Here is a 20,053-nt window from a genome sequence, read left to right as displayed (position 1 = left end):
TCAGGTCTTGCACCTTGCCAAGACCAAACACCAACCTCACGTTTAACACCCTTACCCCGTCATCACGCCCTGAAAATAAGCAATTGATGAGTAATTCATTTCATGGATGAAATGAAAGCAGTGACTTCGCCATGGATGGCGATTACACGGCGCTTACATTCATATCAATTGTGTTTTGAAGGATTTAGCGTGATGCTCGGGTGGCGCTGGGAGAGTCCAGAGAGGGGTCAGCGGCAGCCCCTCTTTGGCTGCCGTCGCCAGCGCGACAAAACCTTGAATAAGGTTTCTAAATTCTAGAAGTGCAAAGCGCACTAAGGCTATTGGTGATGAAAACCTAAAACACTAATCGAGTTTATGCCCTCGCGTCAGCAAGCTGTACGCCTACAATAAATAACACACACTCTTGGCTTTTGAGCGAATAAGTATATTTGTGATTTGTTGGGTTCGTTTCACTCTACCCAACCTACATTCAAATAATTTACGACTAGTCACCAAGCACAAAAAAGCCGCTACATTGCTGCAACGGCTTTTTAAATTTTATCAATTCCCAATCTTTAATTGGAAATTTTAAAACTTATTAATCGCGGTATGTCTCTACCGCTGGGCATGAACACACTAGGTTACGGTCGCCGTATACGTCATCGATACGCGTTACTGTAGGCCAGAACTTGTTTTTAGCCACGATAGGTACCGGGAATGCTGCGTAGAAACGGTCGTATGCACGATCCCACTCATTACCTAATACGTCAGCTTGTGTGTGCGGTGCAAACACGAGCGGGTTGTTTTCGATTGACCATTCGCCAGAGATTACTTTGTCGATTTCGCCTTTGATAGACACCATCGCTTCGATGAAGCGGTCGATCTCAACTTTAGACTCAGACTCAGTTGGCTCAACCATTAATGTGCCCGCTACTGGGAACGACATCGTTGGTGAGTGGAAACCGTAATCTTGTAGGCGCTTAGCCACGTCCATTTCAGTGATGCCTGAGGCTTCTTTAAGTGGGCGTAAGTCAACAATACACTCATGCGCAACACGGTTGTTGCGACCACGATATAAAATTGGGAAGTGCTCGCTTAACTCATGCGTTAAATAGTTTGCACTTACAATCGCCATTTCAGTGGCTTGTTTAAGGCCTTCGCTACCCATCATGGCAATGTAAGCCCATGAGATTGGTAGAATCGCTGCTGAGCCGTAAGGCGCCGCAGATACTGCACCGTTACCAATTTTTGTACCCGGTACGTTGATGATGCTATGGTTAGGCATAAACTCAGCAAGGTGTGATTTAACACCGATTGGGCCAACACCTGGACCACCGCCACCGTGTGGAATACAGAACGTTTTATGCAGGTTTAAGTGTGATACGTCAGAGCCAATAAAGCCTGGGCTTGTCACACCTACTTGTGCGTTCATATTTGCGCCATCCATGTAAACTTGGCCGCCGTGCTCATGCACGATGTCGCAAATTTCACGGATTGTTTCTTCGTATACACCGTGCGTAGACGGATATGTGATCATAATGCATGATAGGTTTTCTGATACTTCTTCAGCTTTCGCTTTAAGATCAGCCATATCAACGTTACCGTTTTTGTCGCAATCAACAACCACGATTTTCATGCTCGCCATTTGTGCCGATGCCGGGTTAGTACCGTGCGCTGAACTTGGGATTAAGCAAATGTTACGGTGTGCATCGCCACGAGATTCGTGGTATTTACGAATCGCGATTAAGCCTGCGTATTCACCTTGTGCACCCGAGTTAGGCTGTAGTGATACGGCGTCGTAACCAGTAATGTTAACTAACCAATCATGTAGTTCGTTAATCATAATTTGGTAACCTTCTGCTTGATCTAGCGGGCAGAATGGGTGAAGGTTAGCAAACTCAGGCCACGTGATTGGGATCATCTCGGCAGTCGCGTTTAGTTTCATAGTACATGAACCTAACGAAATCATTGAGTGATTAAGCGCTAAATCTTTGTTTTCAAGGCGCTTGATATAACGCAGCATTTCAGTTTCGCTGTGGTACGAATTGAAGTTAGGGTGCGTTAAAATTTCGTCATCACGCACTAAACTTGCCGGGATAGACTCGCTGCCGTTTGCTTCAATGTCAGCCGCAATTGCATCAACACTTAAACCATGGCCTTCGCCTAATACGATATCGAAAAGTTCAGCGACGTCTGCGCGAGTTGTGGTTTCTGATACTGCAATTGAGTATTCGCCAGCATGGTTAGTAGCAAAGTTAACGCCGTTTGCAACTGCGCGTGCTACTACGTCGTCTTTATTATCGCTAACAACCGTTAGGGTATCAAACCATGTGCTGTGCTTAAGGTTTACGCCTTTAGCTTGTAGGCCAGCAGCTAAAATATCAGCAAAGCGGTGAATACGCTGTGCGATTGTTTTTAAGCCTTGTGGGCCGTGATACACCGCGTAAAACGCTGCCATGTTGGCGAGTAATACTTGCGCTGTACAAATGTTTGAGTTGGCTTTGTCGCGGCGAATGTGTTGCTCGCGCGTTTGCATTGCCATACGTAATGCGTCGTTACCTAAACGGTCTTTAGATACACCAATGATACGACCTGGTAATGAACGCTTGTACGAATCACGTGTTGCGAAGAATGCAGCGTGAGGACCGCCGTAACCCATTGGTACGCCAAAACGCTGTGCAGAACCAAGTACTACGTCTGCGCCCAGTTTACCCGGTGCTTTTAATAGTAATAAGCTCATGATGTCGGCAGCAACACAGGCAATCGCTTTTTTGCTTTGTACACCAGCGATTAAGTCAGTGATATCAACAATTTCACCCGATGTTGATGGGTATTGGAATAACGCACCAAAAATCTCATGGTTTACTGCATCTGCCGCTGGACCAACTACCACTTCAAAACCAAATTGGTCAGCGCGTGTTGCTACTACGTCGATGGTTTGTGTGTGTACGTCATCAGCAATAAAGAAGATGTTGGCTTTTTTAGCTTTAGATACACGCTTTGCAAGGCCCATTGCCTCTGCAGCCGCGGTTGATTCGTCAAGTAATGATGCACTTGCTAAATCAAGACCTGTTAGGTCTAGGGTCATAGTTTGGAAGTTAAGTAATGACTCTAAACGCCCTTGAGCAATCTCTGGCTGGTATGGAGTGTACGCTGTGTACCAACCTGGGTTCTCAAGTACGTTACGTAAAATAACGTGTGGTACGTGAGTTGGGTGGTAACCTTGACCAATGTATGATTTGAACACTTTATTTTTGCTGGCTACTGATTTTAAGTAGCTTAGTGTTTCAACTTCAGTGCGGCTTTCGCCTACGGTTAGGCCTTCTTCTAAGCGAATGCTTGCAGGTACAGTTTGATCGATCAGCTCTTCAACACTCGATACTCCAAGAGCACTTAGCATATCGCTTACTTGTGCTGGGTTTGGCCCAATATGACGGCGAATAAAATCTTGCGTTTGCTCTAATTGTTCAAGAGATTTGGCGTTTGACATTTGTCCAGATTCCTATGATCCAAAAAATAAATGGTTGTCGCTAATGGGTAACTAGCAATAACTTAAAAACTTTTGATTTAAAAACTTACAACGTATGGAAAGTAAGGATTAAAATCATAAAAGCCCCGCTAGAACTGAGTATGACGGGGCTTTTAGTACGGCGATAACTATTGATTAGTCTTCGTCGATGGTGTTTGCATAGCCTTCAGCGTCAAGCAGGTTTTCAAGCTCAGACTCATCAGATGCTTTAACTACGAACAACCAACCGTCGCCGTAAGCGTCGTTGTTTACTGTTTCTGGTGCATCTTCAAGGTCTTCATTGATTGCAACAATTTCACCGCTGATTGGTGAATAGATATCTGATGCCGCTTTTACTGATTCTGCTACTGCACAATCTTCGCCAGCGTCTACTTCGTCGCCCACTTCTGGTAATTCAACAAATACCATGTCGCCAAGAAGTTCTTGTGCATGCTCAGAAATACCTACAGTGAAAGTACCGTCGCCTTCGTTGCGAACCCACTCGTGTGAAGAGGCATACTTTAACTCGCTAGGGATATTGCTCATTTTATTCATCCTTTGGTTTTGATACCAATCAACTTAAATATTTAACCATTCTAGCTGCCTAAATAAAGCGCTAACTGCGTTATTAATTTATCAGGTAGAACAACTACATATCAAAATTAATGCCTTGTTATCACTCTATTTATCTGTCGCTATAAGTGGTTAATAACTCAACATGATTGGTATTATTGGGTGAAAACACCAAATTTTAATTAATACTTTAAAGTACTGACTTACCGTTACGTACAAAGCTTGGTTTAACTACTTTTACGTTAACTAATTTTTTGCGCATTTCTACTTGGGCTGTCTCGCCGGTTGAACGTGGAACACGTGCAAGGGCAACACTAAAACCAAGTGTAGGTGAGAAAGTACCTGAGGTAATAACCCCTTCACCACCTTCAACAATTACTTTAGAACCGCTACGCAATACGCCTTTTTCTTCAAGCACTAAACCAACAAGTTTGTCAGTGCTTTTTTCAGCGCGTTGCTTCACTAATACATCACGACCGATAAAGTCACGATCTTCAGGTTCCCACGCGATTGTCCACGCCATGTTAGCGGCAAGCGGTGAAACGCTTTCGTCCATGTCTAGGCCGTAAAGGTTCATACCTGCTTCTAAACGTAGCGTGTCACGCGCGCCAAGGCCCGCTGGTGCAACACCTGCATCAAGCAGTTGTTGCCATAGATCAGCAGCTTGGTCGTTCGGTACTACAATTTCGTAACCGTCTTCGCCAGTATAGCCTGTTGTCGCAATAAATAAATCACCAACTTGCACACCAAAAAACGGCTTCATTCCTTCAACGGCTGCCTGTTGCTCGCTCGTTAATAGTGTCGCTGTTTTTGCTTTAGCATTAGGGCCTTGCACTGCAATCATTGCAAACTCTGGGCGCTCAGTTACTTCAACGGCAAAATCGGCTGATACTTTAGCCATATGCGCTAAATCTTTTTCACGAGTTGCTGAGTTAACCACTAAGCGGTATTGCGTTTCAGAGAAGAAGTAGATGATAAGGTCGTCAATTACGCCGCCTTGTTCGTTAAGCATACCAGTGTAAAGGGCTTTACCTGGAACCGTTAACTTAGCCACGTCGTTCGCAACGAGTTTGCGTAGGAATGCTTGTGCTTGCTCGCCTTTCACATCCACGATAGTCATGTGTGACACGTCAAACATGCCTGCATCGGTACGCACTGCGTTGTGCTCTTCGATTTGCGAACCATAATTGATTGGCATTTCCCAGCCGTGAAAATCAACCATTTTAGCGTTCGCTTCAAGGTGCTTTGCATGTAAAACTGTTTTAGAAGTCATAATATTCCTTCACTTTATAATTAACCCAATTGTGGGCGTGGCCTCAACTTAATGAGGGGGAATAACATGGGCGGCGATTATACATAATTTGTACAGCACTGACACCCAAATTGCGATTAGCTAAAACGGGAAGTTATATCCCGCTTTAAAATAAAGTATTAAGCAACATCCGCTAGGGCTAAAACAAACCCGCGTTGCTCTAATTGTGTCTGCCAGTTATCAAGCACCGGTACTTTAGCGATGAGTTGAAAGTACTGCAGAGCTTGCTTGTCGATTGCAGTAATAAATACGTCACCACTTTGTGCACCATAACAACTATTTTCATTTGATAAACGCAAGCCCGGTGTCAGTTTAAACACGTCCACTAAGGTATCAAATGCCTGTTCACCACTAAGCGTAAGTGTTGCTAAGTCATGACGGACAACAAATTCTATGTCGTAACGAAGTTGCTGCTCACTAATGAGCGATTGCAATTGCTCGCTCGCATCGTGATGTAGCACAAACCTAAACGCTGTTTCACTAAAGTAATATAAAGCAAAACTATAGGTGCTATTTAAATCGCCGTCTAACGTGCCTTTTAAACCCAAACCACTGGCGGTGAGTTTATTTAATTCCAACCCTAAAATAGCGCTTAAAAAGGGGATTGCTTCGGTGCCACTAAAATCAATCACCACTGCGTTTTTGTCGCCCTGAAGCTGATTGCTTTGTGGCGTGTCTAATTGGCTATGACGAGCAAACATAATTGGAGAAAAAGTCATCAGTGACACCTATTAATCGTTAATATTTGCAGTATATTGTGAGGTGCTTGCAACAACAAATTGTAATTATTTATCAATTGATAAATAATAATTATGTATTTAACCTTATAAATTGAATTTTTTTATATGAAGAATATTTCAACAGATGGCCTGCGCACATTAATTACCGTTGTCGAAGTCGGTGGGTTTGCAAAAGCAGGTGAATTATTAGGCCTTTCTCAACCTGCTGTTAGCTTACAAATAAAGCGCCTTGAGGACATGCTTGGGCATAAATTGTTTAAAAAACAAGGGCAACGCCAAGTACTTAACCAATACGGTGAACTCTTGTTACCAATGGCAAAACAAATGCTGCTGCAAAACGACAGTATTTTACAGCTGTTTACCAAAGAGAATGTAACGGGCAAGGTAAGGCTGGGGATTCCGAGTGAATTTGCCGCGCGCATACTGCCTTCTATCATTGGTGATTTTATCGCACTCTACCCTGATGTCTCTTTAGAGGTGAAATCTCGCTTAAGTAAGCATTTGTTATCAGAGTCTCGTGAAGATCAGTTTGATTTAGTGCTTGCCCTTAACGAAGATCTACATTCTGCGAAATACCCTGTTTTTATGCAAGACCAACTTGTGTGGGTGGGTGATTTATCATTAGTGCAAAATGAAGTAGTGACATTAGTGACTGCGCCAGAGGGATGTATTTATCGTCGCCGCGCGATTGAAGCCCTAAAACAAGCAGGTATAAATTACCGAATTGCCTACAGTAATGCTGACTTAACAGGCTTGACTGCGGCATTAAAAGAAGGCCTTGGTATTACGGTACTGGCAAAAAGCACCGTGCCTAACGAGCTTAACTATCAATTACAAACTAAGCGTTTGCCTGAACTTGGCCAAATTGGTATTAGCTTAATAAAGCGCGCTGATCAGCCTGATAACGCAGCAGACAAGCTCGCTGAGTTTATTGCACTGCGTTTAACTTAAGGTCGTTTACTCTCCTCCTGTTGTATTATTTATACCCAAACCACGTGTTCCCATCTTGATAACGAGTGATTCTTAATCACTCTGTACACAAAACAACCACACAGTAGCAACATAATCACAAATAGGATTGATTCGTATTATTTTACATGTTTAAATTGCGCCAGTTTAAGTTAAAAATCCAAATCAAATTCAAATAGGAACCATAATGAACCCTAAGTTTATTGTTTCAACACTTTCAACAGCTATCGCTTTATCATTAAGCGCCAATGCGTTTGCAAAGGATGCAACCAATGAAGAAAAGAACTTTGAGCAAATTACAGTAATTGGCTCACAAGCAGCTATCAACGATATTCCTGGCTCAGCCACGTTTATCAGTGATGAAGAGCTACAAAAATTTGAATACACTGATATTTCACGTGTATTAAGTTCTGTACCGGGTGTGTATGTTCAAGAAGAAGATGGCTATGGCCTTCGTCCTAACATTGGTATGCGTGGAACAGGTACTGGCCGTAACGATAAAATCTCAGTAATGGAAGATGGTGTTCTTGCAGCGCCCGCTCCTTACTCAGCACCTTCGGCATACTACTTCCCTACTATGGGGCGTATGGAATCTGTTGAAATCTTAAAAGGCGCGGCTTCTGTTAAATACGGTCCTCGTACAACCGGTGGCGTATTAAACTTAGTATCGCGTAGCCTACCAACTGAAGGCTCAACAGGTTTAGTTAATGCTGAACTAGGTAGCGATGGATTTTATAAAGGCCATGCTTACTTTGGTAAAAAGAAAAACAATGCAGCAGGCTTAGTTGAAGTATTTACTTACGGCGCTGATGGCTTTAAAGACCTACCTGTAGGCAGCGACAACACGGGCTTTGAAAAGAACGATTTATTAGTTAAGTTTGGTTTTGATTTTGGTGAAAACGAAGCCCATAACCTTGAAATGAAAGTTAAATACTCAGACGAAACATCTGATGAAACTTACATGGGTTTAACACAAGCTGATTACGACGCATCACCTTACCGTCGTTATGCGGCTTCGCAAAAAGATGTAATGAACACGCAACACAATGCATACCAATTAAACTATGCATACCGTTTTGGTGATGGCTATGAATTACTTGCAACCGCGTATTTAAACGATTTTCATCGTAACTGGTACAAAGCGAGCAAAGTAAGCGAAAGCTACTTACAACAGTACAGCGAGTTTGAAGCAAATCCAACAAGCGAAGGTATTGAAGGCATTGGTGTTAAAGCGAATAACCGCGATTACCAAGCAAAAGGCATTCAGTCTGAGCTTCACATTCCAGCGGGTAACCATTACCTAACAGTGGGTGTACGTTACCACGAAGATGAAATGGATCGTTTCCAGTGGGAAGACAAATACACGCTAAACCAAGATCTATCAATGACACTAACAAGCAAAGGCTTACCAGGCTCTAACAGCAACCGTATTGATAGCGCTGAAGCAACCACATTATTCATTCATGACGAATGGACTATGGATGCATTAATGGTTACTGCAGGTCTTCGCTATGAAGATATCACTATTAACCGCCAAGAATGGGAAAAAACAGATCCAAAGCGTGAAGGTGCACTTAAAAAAGATATCTCTAACGATACGCAAATCTTAATTCCGTCACTTGGTGCGACTTACACTGTAAACGATAGCCTAACGCTACTTGCAGGTATTCAGCAAGGTTATGCACCAGCGGCGCCAGGCAACGCAGATCAAGAAGAAGAAGAAAGCTTAAACATTGAGTTTGGTGGTCGTTATAACGTCGCTGGCTTTGATGGTGAAGTTATTGCATTCTTCTCTGACTACGACAACATGCACGGTAACTGTACAGCATCTGTGGGTTGTAACGACGATAACATTGGCGACCAATACAACTACGGTGAAGTAGAAGTATCAGGTTTTGAATTCTCTGCTGGTCGCGTGTTCGCTACTAACAGTGCATCATTCCCAGTGCGTTTGACTTACACGTACACTGATTCTCAATTTAAAAATGAATTTGAGTCAGACATTTGGGGTTCTGTAAGTAAAGGCGACGCTATGCCTTACGTGCCTGAAAACCAACTTGCCTTGTCTATGGGTGCACAGCTTTCTAGCTTTGTATTCGATACACAAGTTCGCTATGTATCAGATGCTCACGCTGACTTATCTACCGATGGTCGTAACGCAATCGACAGCCGTGTTGTATGGGATTTAGCTGCTAAATACTTAATTGATGACAATCAAAAAGTATACTTAACAGTGGACAACCTGTTTGATAAAACCTACGTTGCTAACCGCGCAAATGGCGGTATTCAACCTGGTAAACCTCGTACTTTACAGCTAGGTTATAGCTACGCTTTCTAAGCTAAAGGCTAAAGGCTAAAGGCTAAAAAATAAAAAACCGTGTTTGTTAATTCAAACACGGTTTTTTTATAGGTCGTGAGATATTATACCAATCCGCAAAAATACTAACTCACTTTTAGGTATTAAACCTGACGCTAACGGCGTTAAAAATTTCTTATTTAGAACAACTAAATGGCGATATTTTTGCCTTGTTATCGACAAAGTTTTCCTGCCTAAAAATAGTTCTCTTAATTAAGCGAATTGGTATTAAAAAAGGGCTTAGATTAAAGCGACCTGTAATCTCAAACTACACTGCTTTTTCGGCTAAAGCCGAACCTACTGGGCTGTGGTTTTACTTACCTATCGCTTGGCTGGCAAACAAGTGTTTTATTGGCCCTAAGTTATCGACCACACTTAACCCGACCCCTCGAACTAATTTTTTCAACGGGTGTGCACCTTCAAATAGCTCTTTTAGACCTTGCATCATGGCAATGTGCTTTTGTGCATCGAGCTTGCGTGTGCGTTCATAATCACGCAATGTGCGCTCATCGGCAAACACGTTAGACTCATTGCTTAACAACTCAGTTAAATATGCCGCATCTTTAAGCCCTAAATTCATCCCAAGCCCTGCAAGCGGGTGAATCGTGTGAGCCGCATCACCAATCAATACCACCTTACCTGCGACCCACTGCTGTGCGTAACGCATTTTGAGTGGAAAAGCGATACGCTGGCTTTGCACTTCACACAAGCCACATTGCCCATCGAGCGCAGCCATCACTGCTTTGTTAAAGTCGCTGTCAGATAACCCCAACAATGTATCGCAATGTGCGGGACTGGTTGACCATACAATAGAGTGCGTGTTGGCATCTGGTAAAGGCAAAAAGGCTAACGGCCCCGTAGGTAAAAACACTTGGCGCGCGGTATTGGCATGTGGCTCGACGGTTTTTACCGTGGCAACAAGGGCGTTGTGATCATAATCTTTAAACGTGATTGGCAAATTAAACTGTTTACGAATAGCTGAATTTGCACCGTCTGCTGCCACTAAAAGCTTAGCGATAATGGGTTCGCCTGACTCAAGCGTGATAAACACATCGTTATCACTTTGGTGGATTTGCTGATATCGCGTATCAAATAATAAAGTAGCGTTGCTGTGCTGTGCTAATTCATTAATCAACGCATAGCGAATAATATCATTTTCAACGATGTGGCCTAAGTGAGGTAACTCTAACTCATCGCTTTTAAAGGCAATTTTACCAAAACTGTCTTGATCGCGAACATCCATCTGCGTATATGCACGCGCTCGTTGATTAAGTATCTCAGGCCACACATTTAACGATTCAAGGAGTGCCTGACTTGCCAGGCTCAAGGCGCTGACGCGTAACCCGAACTCATCACCAGGCAGTGCCTGTTTAGCTGCAGCATCAATAACAACAACGCTAACATTCGCTTTGGCTAACCCCAATGCAAGCGTCAGTCCTACGCAACCGCCTCCCACAACACATACTTGTGCTTGCTTCATAGTTTTTTACCTTGTGTTACTTGTCCCATTAATTGCTTGGCCAATGGTGCTTTTAATGAAGAACATAAATCCATGGTGAATAAACCGCAACTACGGCCAAACGCGAGAATGCGAGACGTATTCGAAAATAACCTAACTAATCCATCGGTGAGCGTCATCACGGTATTAATGTCGTAACTGCGTTTTTTAGCATATTCACTCACAAAGGCGAAACTGCCCAATGCATGCTCGCTATTGGCAAGTGAGCATAATAGCTGTACATCACGTAACCCTAAATTAAAGCCCTGCCCTGCAATCGGGTGAATGGCATGGCCCGCATTACCAATTAATACCGTGCGATGTGCATGCAATGAATCAGCACGCCCATACACCAATGGGTAGTGTGCGCGCATACCTACTTTAGTAAACTGTCCTGCTCGGTAACCAAACGCACTTTGCAGCGCGGCAATAAATGCATCATCACCCATTGCCATATTTTTTTCGACTTGCTCAAGTGCCATACACCAAACAAGTGAATAGCGGTTGTTACTCATTGGCAAAAGCGCGATGGGCCCATGCTCAGTAAAACGTTCAAATGCATGATTATGATGACCACCCGCGATTTCAATATTTGCGATAATCGCCCCTTGTTCGTAAGGAGTCGTGGCAAAATTGATATTAGCGAGCTGACGGGTCGGTGATTGAGCACCATCGGCAATAACGACCAGCTTTGCTTGCAATTGTGAACCAGAGTCCAGTGTTAGTTGAGCGTTGTCTTGTGTATAGGTTAGGCGAGTCACTGTGTCGGGGCACAATAAGGTAACAGGCGTGTTAGCCAATTGACTGTGCAATAAACGCCCAAATGGGTTTACTTCCACAACATAACCCAATGCATTTTGGCCAAACTCATCACTCTCTATGTGAGTTTTTCCAAAATGCCCTCTGTCCGATACAGTCACTTTTTTAATAGCCGTGGCAAACGGTAAGTGGGTGTCAAATGTATTGACAGTGCGTAAAAAGTCCACTGATTGCTGAGCCAGTGCGATGCTGCGATCGTCAAAGCTGGGGTGATAACTGCCTTCAATGAGGTTCGCTTCAACGACTGCGATATCTAAATGCGGTGAACATTTAGCGAGGCTTAGCGCGCAGCTTGCTCCTGCCAAGCCCCCTCCAATAATTACCACATCAAACTGCTTAACCACGTATTGCTCCTAACGTTTAGTCATGGTGAGCTTGCATTAGCGCTTCGATCTCATGAATACTTTTTGGCACACTCGCGGTCAAGTTTTCATAACCATGTTGTGTCACTAATAAGTTATCTTCAATGCGAATGCCGATACCTTTATATTGCTCAGGCGCTTTTGTATCATGGCTGATATATAGCCCCGGCTCAATTGTTAGCACCATGCCTGGCTCAAATACACGCTCTTTTTCGTCTTGCTTGTAGTCGCCGACATCATGCACATCAAGGCCAAGCCAATGACCAAGACCATGCATATAAAATGCTTTGCAAGCTTGGCTATTAAGCAACTCACTCAGTTCGCCTTGTAAAATCCCCAGATCAATCAAGCCTTGTGTCAGAATTGTCATTGCCTGCTTATTTGCGTATGACAAACTACCACCGGGTTTAACCTCTGCAAACGCGGCTTCTTGCGCAGCGAGTACAATATTATAGAGTTCTGATTGTGCTGCACTGAACGTCCCATTGATTGGAAAAGTGCGTGTAATATCGGCAGCATACCCGTGTAATTCACAACCGGAATCAATTAAGACTAATTCGCCGTCGTTTAACACATCACAGTTATCGGTGTAATGCAGAATATTGGCATTATCACCTCCCCCGACTATTGTGCCATAAGCTGGGTGGCGCGCACCATTCATTGCGTAATGGTGATGTAACTCTGCTTCTAATTGATATTCTGTCGCCCCTGGCGTGGAAAATTTCATAGCACGGATATGACCTTGTGCACTTATTTTACACGCCTCGCGCATTACATTGATTTCTGCTGGCGATTTAAATAATCGCATTTCATGAATTAAACCACGAATGTCTTTAATTGCCGTTGGTGCGGTGTGTGAACGGTTGCTTCTTAAAGTGCCTAGCAGCGACCATATCTTATCGTCAAACTTTGGATAAGCGCCCTGTGCGTAATATAAAATCTGCTGGCCGTTCACCAAATCTAATAATTGTTCACTCAGCTCACTTAGTGCACATGTTTGGTCGAATAGGTAATCACTTTTGGCTTTTTCAAAGCCTATGCGCCTGCCATGCCAAATTTCAGCTTGTTTGTCTTTGTTTAAACAAAAGAGTGTACTCGCTGACACGTTGCCTGTGCTTAATACAAGTACAGCATCAGGTTCATTAAACCCCGTTAAGTAATAAAAGTCACTATCTTGCCTAAAGGGGTAATCAGTATCGCGACTACGTGTGACTTCACTTGCAGCGGGAATAATTGCCACACTGTTAGGCTCCATCATCGCGAGCAAACGATCACGACGTGATTTAAACTCTGCTTTTTCAATACTCACTGCTGGCATGTTCAACCTATTGGCTTAGTGGAGTGTGTTTTTAGTGTTATTTGCTTGCTCTTTACCCAGTTCTGCAAAACATAACAAGGCCGACACACGCACGTATTCAATTACTTCATGAAGCGCTTGAGCGTCTTCTTCTGTTTCATCAAACATAGTATCTAGGCGAGTAATTTCGCTGAAGTCACTAATGACTTCTTTAACATCGGCTGATAGCTTGCCATAGTCTTTTTGCTTTAAGCCAAAACCCAACATAAAACCTGCAACCCACGACACTAAGCCGTTTGCTTGATCAATCAAGGTTTCATCTTCACTGGGTAAGAATAAGTCAAACTGGAACGCTTCATCGCTAAAACTATCGACAACCTGCTTATAAATAGTGGCAAAAAAGGTTTTTAGATCATTACTAAATGCTTGACCATCATTAAATACATCACTTAATAAGGCTAGGTACTCTTTAGCTTCAATACTTAAACCACATGCCAACAAACCACTTATCACACCGTGGGCTTCCGCAGGGGCGACAAAGATTTGGTTTTTTTCCAATAGGAGTTGGGCTTGTTGGTAATCGGGTAATTCGCTCATGATTTGATCTTCACTATAATAGTTAAGGCAATGCTACCACTCGATAAATGCCAACTCCAATAAAATGTATGATTAGGATCAAAGCTGCGAGCTGAAAATGATGTCCATGTTCAAAAAGCACACCAAAACGTTAACGTTCAGTTACCAGCGTTGAAAATCCGACCAAACAGTATATTTATTTTGATTTTAGGTTTAAGGATTGAGTTATGTCTTATATACTTAGTTTTGTTCCCTGGGCTGCAGGAGCTTAGTTAAGTCCCTGAGCCGATAAATTTTATGTTAGGGTTTCTGTTCGTCTACTATTGTGCAAGCTCGGCATGTACCGAGAAGCCTACGGTAAACCGCAGATTCCCGCCCTGAGACCTTATGGTTTCAGGACTGACACTGAGCACCGCATGCTTGGGGAACACCTTCCTTTTAAATGAACAACCCCCTTTGTTTTTCTGTATTTTTTAGCTTTACTCTCTCACCATGCTGAATGATATGTTATAACAAAATAAAAGCGTTATATTTCAAAGACTTGAATATTTCTCATCTTTCTTTAATATCAACTATATAACAATAAAAATACGCTTAAAGCGTAATACCTCGGTGTAATCATTGCTTCAAATTAAACAGTCATAGTTTGCTATAAATTGCTTACAAATCTTTTCATTGCCTAATTTAAGGGCATTCGTATAATCGCCGCCCAAGGAAGCACCCCATAAACCAAAAGGACTTAAAATGACTTCTTATTTTAAAAAACTGCTCACTACTATTACGCTCACAGCATCAATCGCACTGACAGGGTGTGTATCAACTGAATTAAAAACAAACGACAAATACGACCTACCGATTACGTTTTCAGTAAATAATCCTGCTTTGATTTTTCCTGTTTCATTACACGGTGTTCCGGGTAATAACACAGAAGTTGGCTTGGCTATCACCGCCGGTGTTGCAGGTAAATACGGTGCGTCCGTCATCTCTGCTCAACAACTTTATAGTACTGTAGGTAATCTTTCGTGGACTTTAGGTGAAAGTATTCGTCGCGGTGCCAATAAAGGTGATTATCAAATTAATACGTATGGCCAACAAATAGCCACGGATTTACAATATTCAATGGGCAAGTTAACCAAAGCACTAAAAGCCTCACGTGTTATTAAAGATGAGAACTTCACATTTGAAAATGTAATCGTACTGCACGTTGATAGCACGGGAGGGATTTCTGTTCCTGGTGTTAAACGTGTTACTGCCTTTGGTGGCATCATCAATGTGAAAAACTTAGAAGTTGTTTCATATATTGAAAAAGAGCTCGTACTTGCCAATGACCATGATTCTATCTTGGCGCAAATGCCACTAGAAATGAATGCAATCGTTGCTGAATTAACCGGTAATAAGTAACCTTCGATCGCCTTGTAAGTACAGCTATTTACAAGGCTTTTCTTCAATAAGCTTCCCATATAAAGCAGCGTTGTAAAAAACACCTGCTTTATAGATTGCCTTTTCTAAAGTAGCTTCGTGTTTAAAGCCTGATTTTAATAACACTTTACTCGATGCGCTATTGCCTTCAAAAACGACGGCATGCAACCTAACTATGTCCGTTTTTATTTGTATCTCACTCAACAGCAACGCGAGTGCATGCGTAACAATGCCTTTTCCCCAATACTCTTTGGCTAACCAGTAACCCACCTCTGCCGTTTTACAATATTCAAACTCACCCGCAATCGCACTGATACAGCCAATAAATAAACCATCTTTTTCGATTGCATAGATAGCGCCTGCTTTACTCCCTGTTTCAACCCACCAGCAGGCATCTTGGTCCGTATACGGCGACGGTATTTTGGTTGACAGAAAACGTCCAACGTCCGCGTTATTGAGGTACTGGACGAGTAGCGGTTGATCTTCAGTTTTAAATTCTCTCAAACGTATCATGAGGCTCTTATGATTAAATAATTTTAAGTTCTGGCTGACTTTATGAGTGACGCGTCATCTACAGCTGGTTCTTATTGCAATAAGTGGCTTTTTCAAAGTCATCAATGTTCATTGCTATGTTATCTACATGCGTAAACATGCAGTGCAATTTACTCACAACCGCTTTTGACAAAGCGGCTTTTTGTTCTGTGGTTCGCCCTTGCATTATATGTGTAAATACATGGATAAATGGCGCTTGCTTATTGCCAACTAGGCAGCTAGTAAAGGGATTAACTCTTACTTTTATATCACTTTCAATAAATAAACCTGACGCTACAGCAACCTGGTGAACGGCGCTGTTTATCTCATTTTGTGTGTACTCTTCTAATACTGAACTGGCGCAATCAATAACAAAATGCGGCATTGTTAACTCCCTCTAATTATTCGTGATATTTACGGATCATGACAATTTTACCTTTTTCAATTTCAAGTAAATCCATAATCGTCGATGTGTATTCGATCTGTTGTTGGTTTTGCGGGTGAATGCCTTTTGCATGATGACGATAACGCACTGCGATGGCTGTGTTATTAAAAATAAATGTATCAAGAAGTGTGGCTTCGTATTCGGTATGACTCCCTAAATAATATGTCATACCTTTACGCATCATTTTTTTACCATCGGGTTCTCTTGTGTCATCCGGTTGATAAGGTATGTGCTGATTGCCAACATCATCACTGAGTAACGCAAGAAAAGCTTCGAGTTCTTTTTTAGTCGCCGTTGGAGCTTGAGTTGCCACCATTTTAGAGAAGTACTGTTGGGCAAGTGACTCAAGTGATTCATCGGCTGCTTGTATACTTAACGAGAAACACAATAAAAGACACAAAGGCATTACTAAAAATATTTTCATTATTATCCTGATAGTTATGTAACTATCATTGATATAACCAGTAAATCGGTAAAATGTATAGTGTTACATGTTAATTAATGCACAGATTAAACAAGTAATTCAGTAATGTAGAAACTACCGCCAATAACACAAAGATTGAACAATGCCCTAACAAACCACGGTGAGGCGCTAAATTTTAGCTTGAGACCATGGCTTAGCAGCACACACAGCCCCATTAAAGTAAACCATGGTGTAAAAAAGAAAATAAGCTTCACTTTAATCAGCATCACAGCCACATCATGCAATGCGCCACTGACCGCAAATGTGATTATAACTGCACACCAATTGGGCAGTATTGCAGCAAATGGTTTCATTATGTAGCGTGATAAATAATAGCCCCAAATAGGATTCCAATAACGCCAAAAAGCATAAAAAGAGGGGGCACCTAGCGAGCGCTTTAACATGGCACTTAGAGAGCCTGCTCCACCCAGCGGGACTCCTGTGCGCTTTTTCACATATTGACGAAGAGAGATATGTTTTGTCATTAATAGCACCACGCTGCAAGTAAGTTATTGAGTAAATTAACCGATTCCGCGCCACTGTTCATGTGTTTTCTTTAATATCACGACTTCTATTGAATTAGGCCTGTGTGTAAACATTGTATTTAGCAGCAGTAATATGCGCCAATAAAAGTAGACCACACCCGACTCTATTTACTTACATTTTACTTTTTACCTTGTTAGTTGCCACACTGTTTGCGGGATCATCTGGCCAAAAATGTTTGGGGTATCGTCCTTTCATTTCTTTTTGTACTTCGCGATAGCTGGTTGCCCAAAAGTGCGCTAAATCTTGCGTTAATTGGAGCGAACGCTTACCCGGTGACAGCAACTCTATCAGCAATGGTAACTTACCTTGTGCAAGTACTGGCGATGTCGTCATACCATAAACTTCTTGCATACGAACACGCAGTTTTGCAGGCCCATTAATCTGATAGTTAATTTTAATATTTGACCCGCTTGGTACCGTTAAGCGAAGCGGTAATAGCGTTTTCAGGGCTGTTTGCTGCTGCCAATTAAAACAGTGCTGTAGCGCTTCAAAATAATTAAACTTTTTAAGCTGGTCGAGCGTTTTAATGTCTTGCAAATAGACCCCAAGCCAAGAATGCGCTTGCTCAATAAGCCATTGCTCAGTGAGCTCGGGGAATTTATCAGGCATCAATTGATACGCTAAGCTCATGCGAATAAGTAATTGCTGAGCATCAGGTTGTTCGTTAAAAAGTGAAAAACCATGCTTTTCAAATAAACTAATCCATGCTTTCGCCCGTTCATTTTTATCAAGGGGTTGTTTGCTAGGATTACTATACATAGTGATCGCGCCAAGTTTTAACTCATCTTGATGTATAAACCGAGTAGTCTTTTCATCGTATTCACAACGAGTATGAGGAATAAATAAGTGCGCTAATTCATCTTCAAGCTCGCTGGGATGAAACGCAATCGCAGCAAAAATTCGATTCCCTTTGTGCCCCCCCATAGTCGCAATAGCGAGGTAGTCGTCGCTATGCCAATAATCATCACTAAGCTGCGCGCCAGCGCCATTTGCCAGCAAGTAACCACTCCCTCGTTTCTTTGCTAACCTATCAGGAAAAGCAAACGCCACCAGCAAAGCTAAATACTGACTAGGTAATTCATTCACGGGCTTTAAACTTAAACGAGATAACCAAAATTTTAGCTGCTGTTTAAATATAGGATGCGGGTTGGCTTGTTGGCTGTGCAGCGCTAAATTCAAATCTGCTGAAAATCCGATACGACTTTCGAGCAAGGCAACTAAGTAAACTGCCAATTCATATATTCCCGGCATACGAGTTTGTAATTGCTTGGCTTTTATTAACATATGCGACAAACGAATATCAGCACCAAAACTAAGCATTTGACCACCTAAATGCGTTAATTTTTCGGCGTCATCAATTGCTTCAAGCATTTTTAATAAGGTCGTGGCTTTTTCTATTTGCTGCATTGAAGGGGGATCTAATAAGCTTAATTCTGAGATAGACGCTCCCCATTGCTTTGCCTCAAGTAATAACTGGCTGATATCGCTAGTTAAAATTTCAGGAGCGTCATGGCTATTACGTCGCTCAAATGTTTGCTTTGTACCTAAGCGATAAACTACACCAGGCTCAATTCTACCGGCACGCCCAGCTCGTTGCACCGCAGACGAACGAGAAATACTTTGCGTGATAAGCTCTGTCACGCCTGTTTTTAAGTTAAAACTGGCTGCACGACGCTTCCCGCTGTCTATGACGATCCGAATTCCTTCAATCGTTAAGCTCGTTTCTGCCACATTGGTCGTTAATACAACTTTGCGTTTGCCCGCTTTAGCTGGGGCAATCGCGGCTTGTTGGTCGTCTTTATTTTGCTCGCCAAATAAAGTATATACTTCACAATCAGTTAAGGCATCAGCCACCCCCTGCTTTACGCGTAAAATCTCTCGTTGCCCGGGTAAAAATACCAGTGCACTTCCCGTTTGTTCAGTGAGTGCCTGTTTTATTAACGCTGGGATTTCATCTAACCACCGGCTCTCATCGCGAAGAGGAATATAGACTTCGTCTATTGGGTAACTTCGTCCATGTGATGACACCACAGGGCAATCAAAAAACTCACTGTAGCGCTCACCATCAAGGGTTGCTGACATCAGTAGTATTTTTAAATCATCTCTAAGCGCAGCTTGTGTCTCCAGCGCAAAGGCAAGCGCCGTATCTGCTGCAATTGAACGTTCATGGAATTCATCAAAAATCAGTAAATCAATACCAGCGAGTTCAGGATCGTTTTGCAACATCCTCGTAAGCATGCCTTCAGTGACGATTTCTAAACATGTTGACTGGCTAACCTTTGTTTCACCTCGAATACGTAAACCAATACTTTCACCTACGCGCTCGTTTTGCTGTACGCTGAGATATTGGGCAATATTACGGGCAGCGAGTCGTCTTGGCTCTAACATTACAATGCGTTTAAAGTGCCCTTCTCGCATTAGTGTTAACGGTAACCATGTTGATTTACCGGCCCCTGGCGGGGCTTGCAACAAGGCAATAGGGTGAGACGTTAGTGTAGTAACAAGTTGTTGATATATTTCCTGAACCGGCAGCACGTTTGTTTACCCAAAATAACTTTGCGGTTATTGTAACAAACTGAGCATAAAAACGTGCGGCAAAAATAAACTCAGATACTTGCTTCATTAAAGCTATAACGCTCTCTTCCAACCTCTGTGTAATT

16 protein-coding genes and 1 other RNA gene are annotated in these 20,053 nt (G+C 42.5%); 4 read left to right on the top strand and 13 right to left on the bottom strand.

The annotated features are described in order from the left end of the window. Positions 1-577: 577 nt before the first annotated feature. The 4 genes from gcvP to ATS75_RS06325 form a co-directional block, all read right to left on the bottom strand. Positions 578-3,469, bottom strand: a complete 2,892-nt coding sequence (gene gcvP, locus ATS75_RS06340; RefSeq protein WP_058559611.1) for an aminomethyl-transferring glycine dehydrogenase — start codon at positions 3,467-3,469, stop codon at positions 578-580. A gap of 174 nt (positions 3,470-3,643) precedes the next feature. Continuing rightward, complete coding sequence (gene gcvH / locus ATS75_RS06335) at positions 3,644-4,033, bottom strand: glycine cleavage system protein GcvH (RefSeq protein WP_058559610.1); 390 nt, start codon at positions 4,031-4,033, stop codon at positions 3,644-3,646. 217 nt (positions 4,034-4,250) lie between these two features. Beyond that, positions 4,251-5,333 carry a glycine cleavage system aminomethyltransferase GcvT gene (gene gcvT / locus ATS75_RS06330; protein WP_058559609.1) on the bottom strand — a complete coding sequence of 361 codons (1,083 nt, stop codon included), beginning with the start codon at positions 5,331-5,333 and terminating at the stop codon, positions 4,251-4,253. A 158-nt stretch (positions 5,334-5,491) separates the two neighbouring features. Further along, on the bottom strand, positions 5,492-6,091 hold the full coding sequence (locus tag ATS75_RS06325; protein ID WP_058559608.1) for a hypothetical protein: 600 nt from the start codon (positions 6,089-6,091) through the stop codon (positions 5,492-5,494). Positions 6,092-6,217: 126 nt separating this feature from the next. On the opposite strand from ATS75_RS06325, the gene ATS75_RS06320 reads away from it, so the two are divergent. Together ATS75_RS06320 and ATS75_RS06315 are read left to right on the top strand one after the other, a co-directional pair. Beyond that, entirely contained in the window at positions 6,218-7,063 is an 846-nt protein-coding gene (locus ATS75_RS06320) for a LysR family transcriptional regulator (RefSeq protein WP_058559607.1), read from the top strand. Positions 7,064-7,268: 205 nt separating this feature from the next. Beyond that, positions 7,269-9,419: a TonB-dependent receptor family protein gene (locus ATS75_RS06315; RefSeq protein ID WP_058559606.1), complete on the top strand. Its 2,151-nt coding sequence runs from the start codon at positions 7,269-7,271 to the stop codon at positions 9,417-9,419. Positions 9,420-9,750: 331 nt separating this feature from the next. Here ATS75_RS06315 and ATS75_RS06310 read toward each other — a convergent pair whose 3' ends face one another. The 4 genes from ATS75_RS06310 to ATS75_RS06295 are packed head-to-tail and all read right to left on the bottom strand — an operon-like array spanning position 9,751 to position 14,010. Continuing rightward, positions 9,751-10,917, bottom strand: coding sequence for an FAD-dependent monooxygenase (locus ATS75_RS06310; protein ID WP_058559605.1), 1,167 nt, complete (start codon positions 10,915-10,917; stop codon positions 9,751-9,753). After that, on the bottom strand, positions 10,914-12,098 hold the full coding sequence (ubiH, locus tag ATS75_RS06305; RefSeq protein ID WP_058559604.1) for a 2-octaprenyl-6-methoxyphenyl hydroxylase: 1,185 nt from the start codon (positions 12,096-12,098) through the stop codon (positions 10,914-10,916). The genes ATS75_RS06310 and ubiH overlap by 4 nt, the downstream gene beginning before the upstream one ends. 16 nt (positions 12,099-12,114) lie before the next feature. Continuing rightward, positions 12,115-13,434 (bottom strand): Xaa-Pro aminopeptidase, encoded by a 1,320-nt coding sequence (gene pepP, locus ATS75_RS06300; RefSeq protein ID WP_058559603.1) that lies wholly within the window; start codon positions 13,432-13,434, stop codon positions 12,115-12,117. 15 nt (positions 13,435-13,449) lie between these two features. After that, positions 13,450-14,010 carry a UPF0149 family protein gene (locus ATS75_RS06295; protein WP_058559602.1) on the bottom strand — a complete coding sequence of 187 codons (561 nt, stop codon included), beginning with the start codon at positions 14,008-14,010 and terminating at the stop codon, positions 13,450-13,452. Positions 14,011-14,236: 226 nt separating this feature from the next. Here ATS75_RS06295 and ssrS point away from each other — a divergent pair. Next, positions 14,237-14,420, top strand: a non-coding RNA gene (gene ssrS, locus ATS75_RS20095) — 6S RNA. Between the two features lie 313 nt (positions 14,421-14,733). Then, positions 14,734-15,390 carry a hypothetical protein gene (locus ATS75_RS06290; RefSeq protein ID WP_058559601.1) on the top strand — a complete coding sequence of 219 codons (657 nt, stop codon included), beginning with the start codon at positions 14,734-14,736 and terminating at the stop codon, positions 15,388-15,390. A 24-nt stretch (positions 15,391-15,414) separates the two neighbouring features. Here the strand turns inward: ATS75_RS06290 and ATS75_RS06285 are convergent, their stop codons facing one another. From ATS75_RS06285 to hrpB, 5 genes are all read right to left on the bottom strand, one after another. Further along, positions 15,415-15,921: a GNAT family N-acetyltransferase gene (locus ATS75_RS06285; protein WP_058559600.1), complete on the bottom strand. Its 507-nt coding sequence runs from the start codon at positions 15,919-15,921 to the stop codon at positions 15,415-15,417. A gap of 58 nt (positions 15,922-15,979) precedes the next feature. After that, the gene (locus ATS75_RS06280) at positions 15,980-16,324 is read right to left on the bottom strand and encodes a 5-carboxymethyl-2-hydroxymuconate Delta-isomerase (protein ID WP_058559599.1); all 345 of its coding nucleotides are present in this window, start codon (positions 16,322-16,324) and stop codon (positions 15,980-15,982) included. 16 nt (positions 16,325-16,340) lie between these two features. Continuing rightward, positions 16,341-16,808 carry a nuclear transport factor 2 family protein gene (locus tag ATS75_RS06275; RefSeq protein ID WP_058559598.1) on the bottom strand — a complete coding sequence of 156 codons (468 nt, stop codon included), beginning with the start codon at positions 16,806-16,808 and terminating at the stop codon, positions 16,341-16,343. An 86-nt stretch (positions 16,809-16,894) separates the two neighbouring features. After that, a complete protein-coding gene (locus ATS75_RS06270) occupies positions 16,895-17,332 on the bottom strand; it encodes an MBOAT family O-acyltransferase (protein WP_058559597.1) in 438 nt (145 codons plus the stop codon). A gap of 172 nt (positions 17,333-17,504) precedes the next feature. Continuing rightward, a complete protein-coding gene (hrpB, locus tag ATS75_RS06265; RefSeq protein ID WP_058559596.1) occupies positions 17,505-19,928 on the bottom strand; it encodes an ATP-dependent helicase HrpB in 2,424 nt (807 codons plus the stop codon). Positions 19,929-20,053 lie beyond the last annotated feature (125 nt).

This window comes from Pseudoalteromonas sp. H105 (assembly GCF_001469215.1).
Classification (GTDB): Bacteria; Pseudomonadota; Gammaproteobacteria; order Enterobacterales; family Alteromonadaceae; genus Pseudoalteromonas.
This window is presented reverse-complemented; position numbering and strand designations above follow the sequence as displayed.

Excerpts from the sequence above, each read along its gene's own strand:
- gcvP (WP_058559611.1), bottom strand. The coding sequence starts at position 3,469 with ATGTCAAACGCCAAATCTCTTGAACAATTAGAGCAAACGCAAGATTTT.
- gcvH (WP_058559610.1), bottom strand. The coding sequence starts at position 4,033 with ATGAGCAATATCCCTAGCGAGTTAAAGTATGCCTCTTCACACGAGTGG.
- gcvT (WP_058559609.1), bottom strand. The coding sequence starts at position 5,333 with ATGACTTCTAAAACAGTTTTACATGCAAAGCACCTTGAAGCGAACGCT.
- ATS75_RS06325 (WP_058559608.1), bottom strand. The coding sequence starts at position 6,091 with ATGACTTTTTCTCCAATTATGTTTGCTCGTCATAGCCAATTAGACACG.
- ATS75_RS06320 (WP_058559607.1), top strand. The coding sequence starts at position 6,218 with ATGAAGAATATTTCAACAGATGGCCTGCGCACATTAATTACCGTTGTC.
- ATS75_RS06315 (WP_058559606.1), top strand. The coding sequence starts at position 7,269 with ATGAACCCTAAGTTTATTGTTTCAACACTTTCAACAGCTATCGCTTTA.
- ATS75_RS06310 (WP_058559605.1), bottom strand. The coding sequence starts at position 10,917 with ATGAAGCAAGCACAAGTATGTGTTGTGGGAGGCGGTTGCGTAGGACTG.
- pepP (WP_058559603.1), bottom strand. The coding sequence starts at position 13,434 with ATGCCAGCAGTGAGTATTGAAAAAGCAGAGTTTAAATCACGTCGTGAT.
- ATS75_RS06295 (WP_058559602.1), bottom strand. The coding sequence starts at position 14,010 with ATGAGCGAATTACCCGATTACCAACAAGCCCAACTCCTATTGGAAAAA.
- ATS75_RS06290 (WP_058559601.1), top strand. The coding sequence starts at position 14,734 with ATGACTTCTTATTTTAAAAAACTGCTCACTACTATTACGCTCACAGCA.
- ATS75_RS06285 (WP_058559600.1), bottom strand. The coding sequence starts at position 15,921 with ATGATACGTTTGAGAGAATTTAAAACTGAAGATCAACCGCTACTCGTC.
- ATS75_RS06280 (WP_058559599.1), bottom strand. The coding sequence starts at position 16,324 with ATGCCGCATTTTGTTATTGATTGCGCCAGTTCAGTATTAGAAGAGTAC.
- ATS75_RS06275 (WP_058559598.1), bottom strand. The coding sequence starts at position 16,808 with ATGAAAATATTTTTAGTAATGCCTTTGTGTCTTTTATTGTGTTTCTCG.
- ATS75_RS06270 (WP_058559597.1), bottom strand. The coding sequence starts at position 17,332 with ATGACAAAACATATCTCTCTTCGTCAATATGTGAAAAAGCGCACAGGA.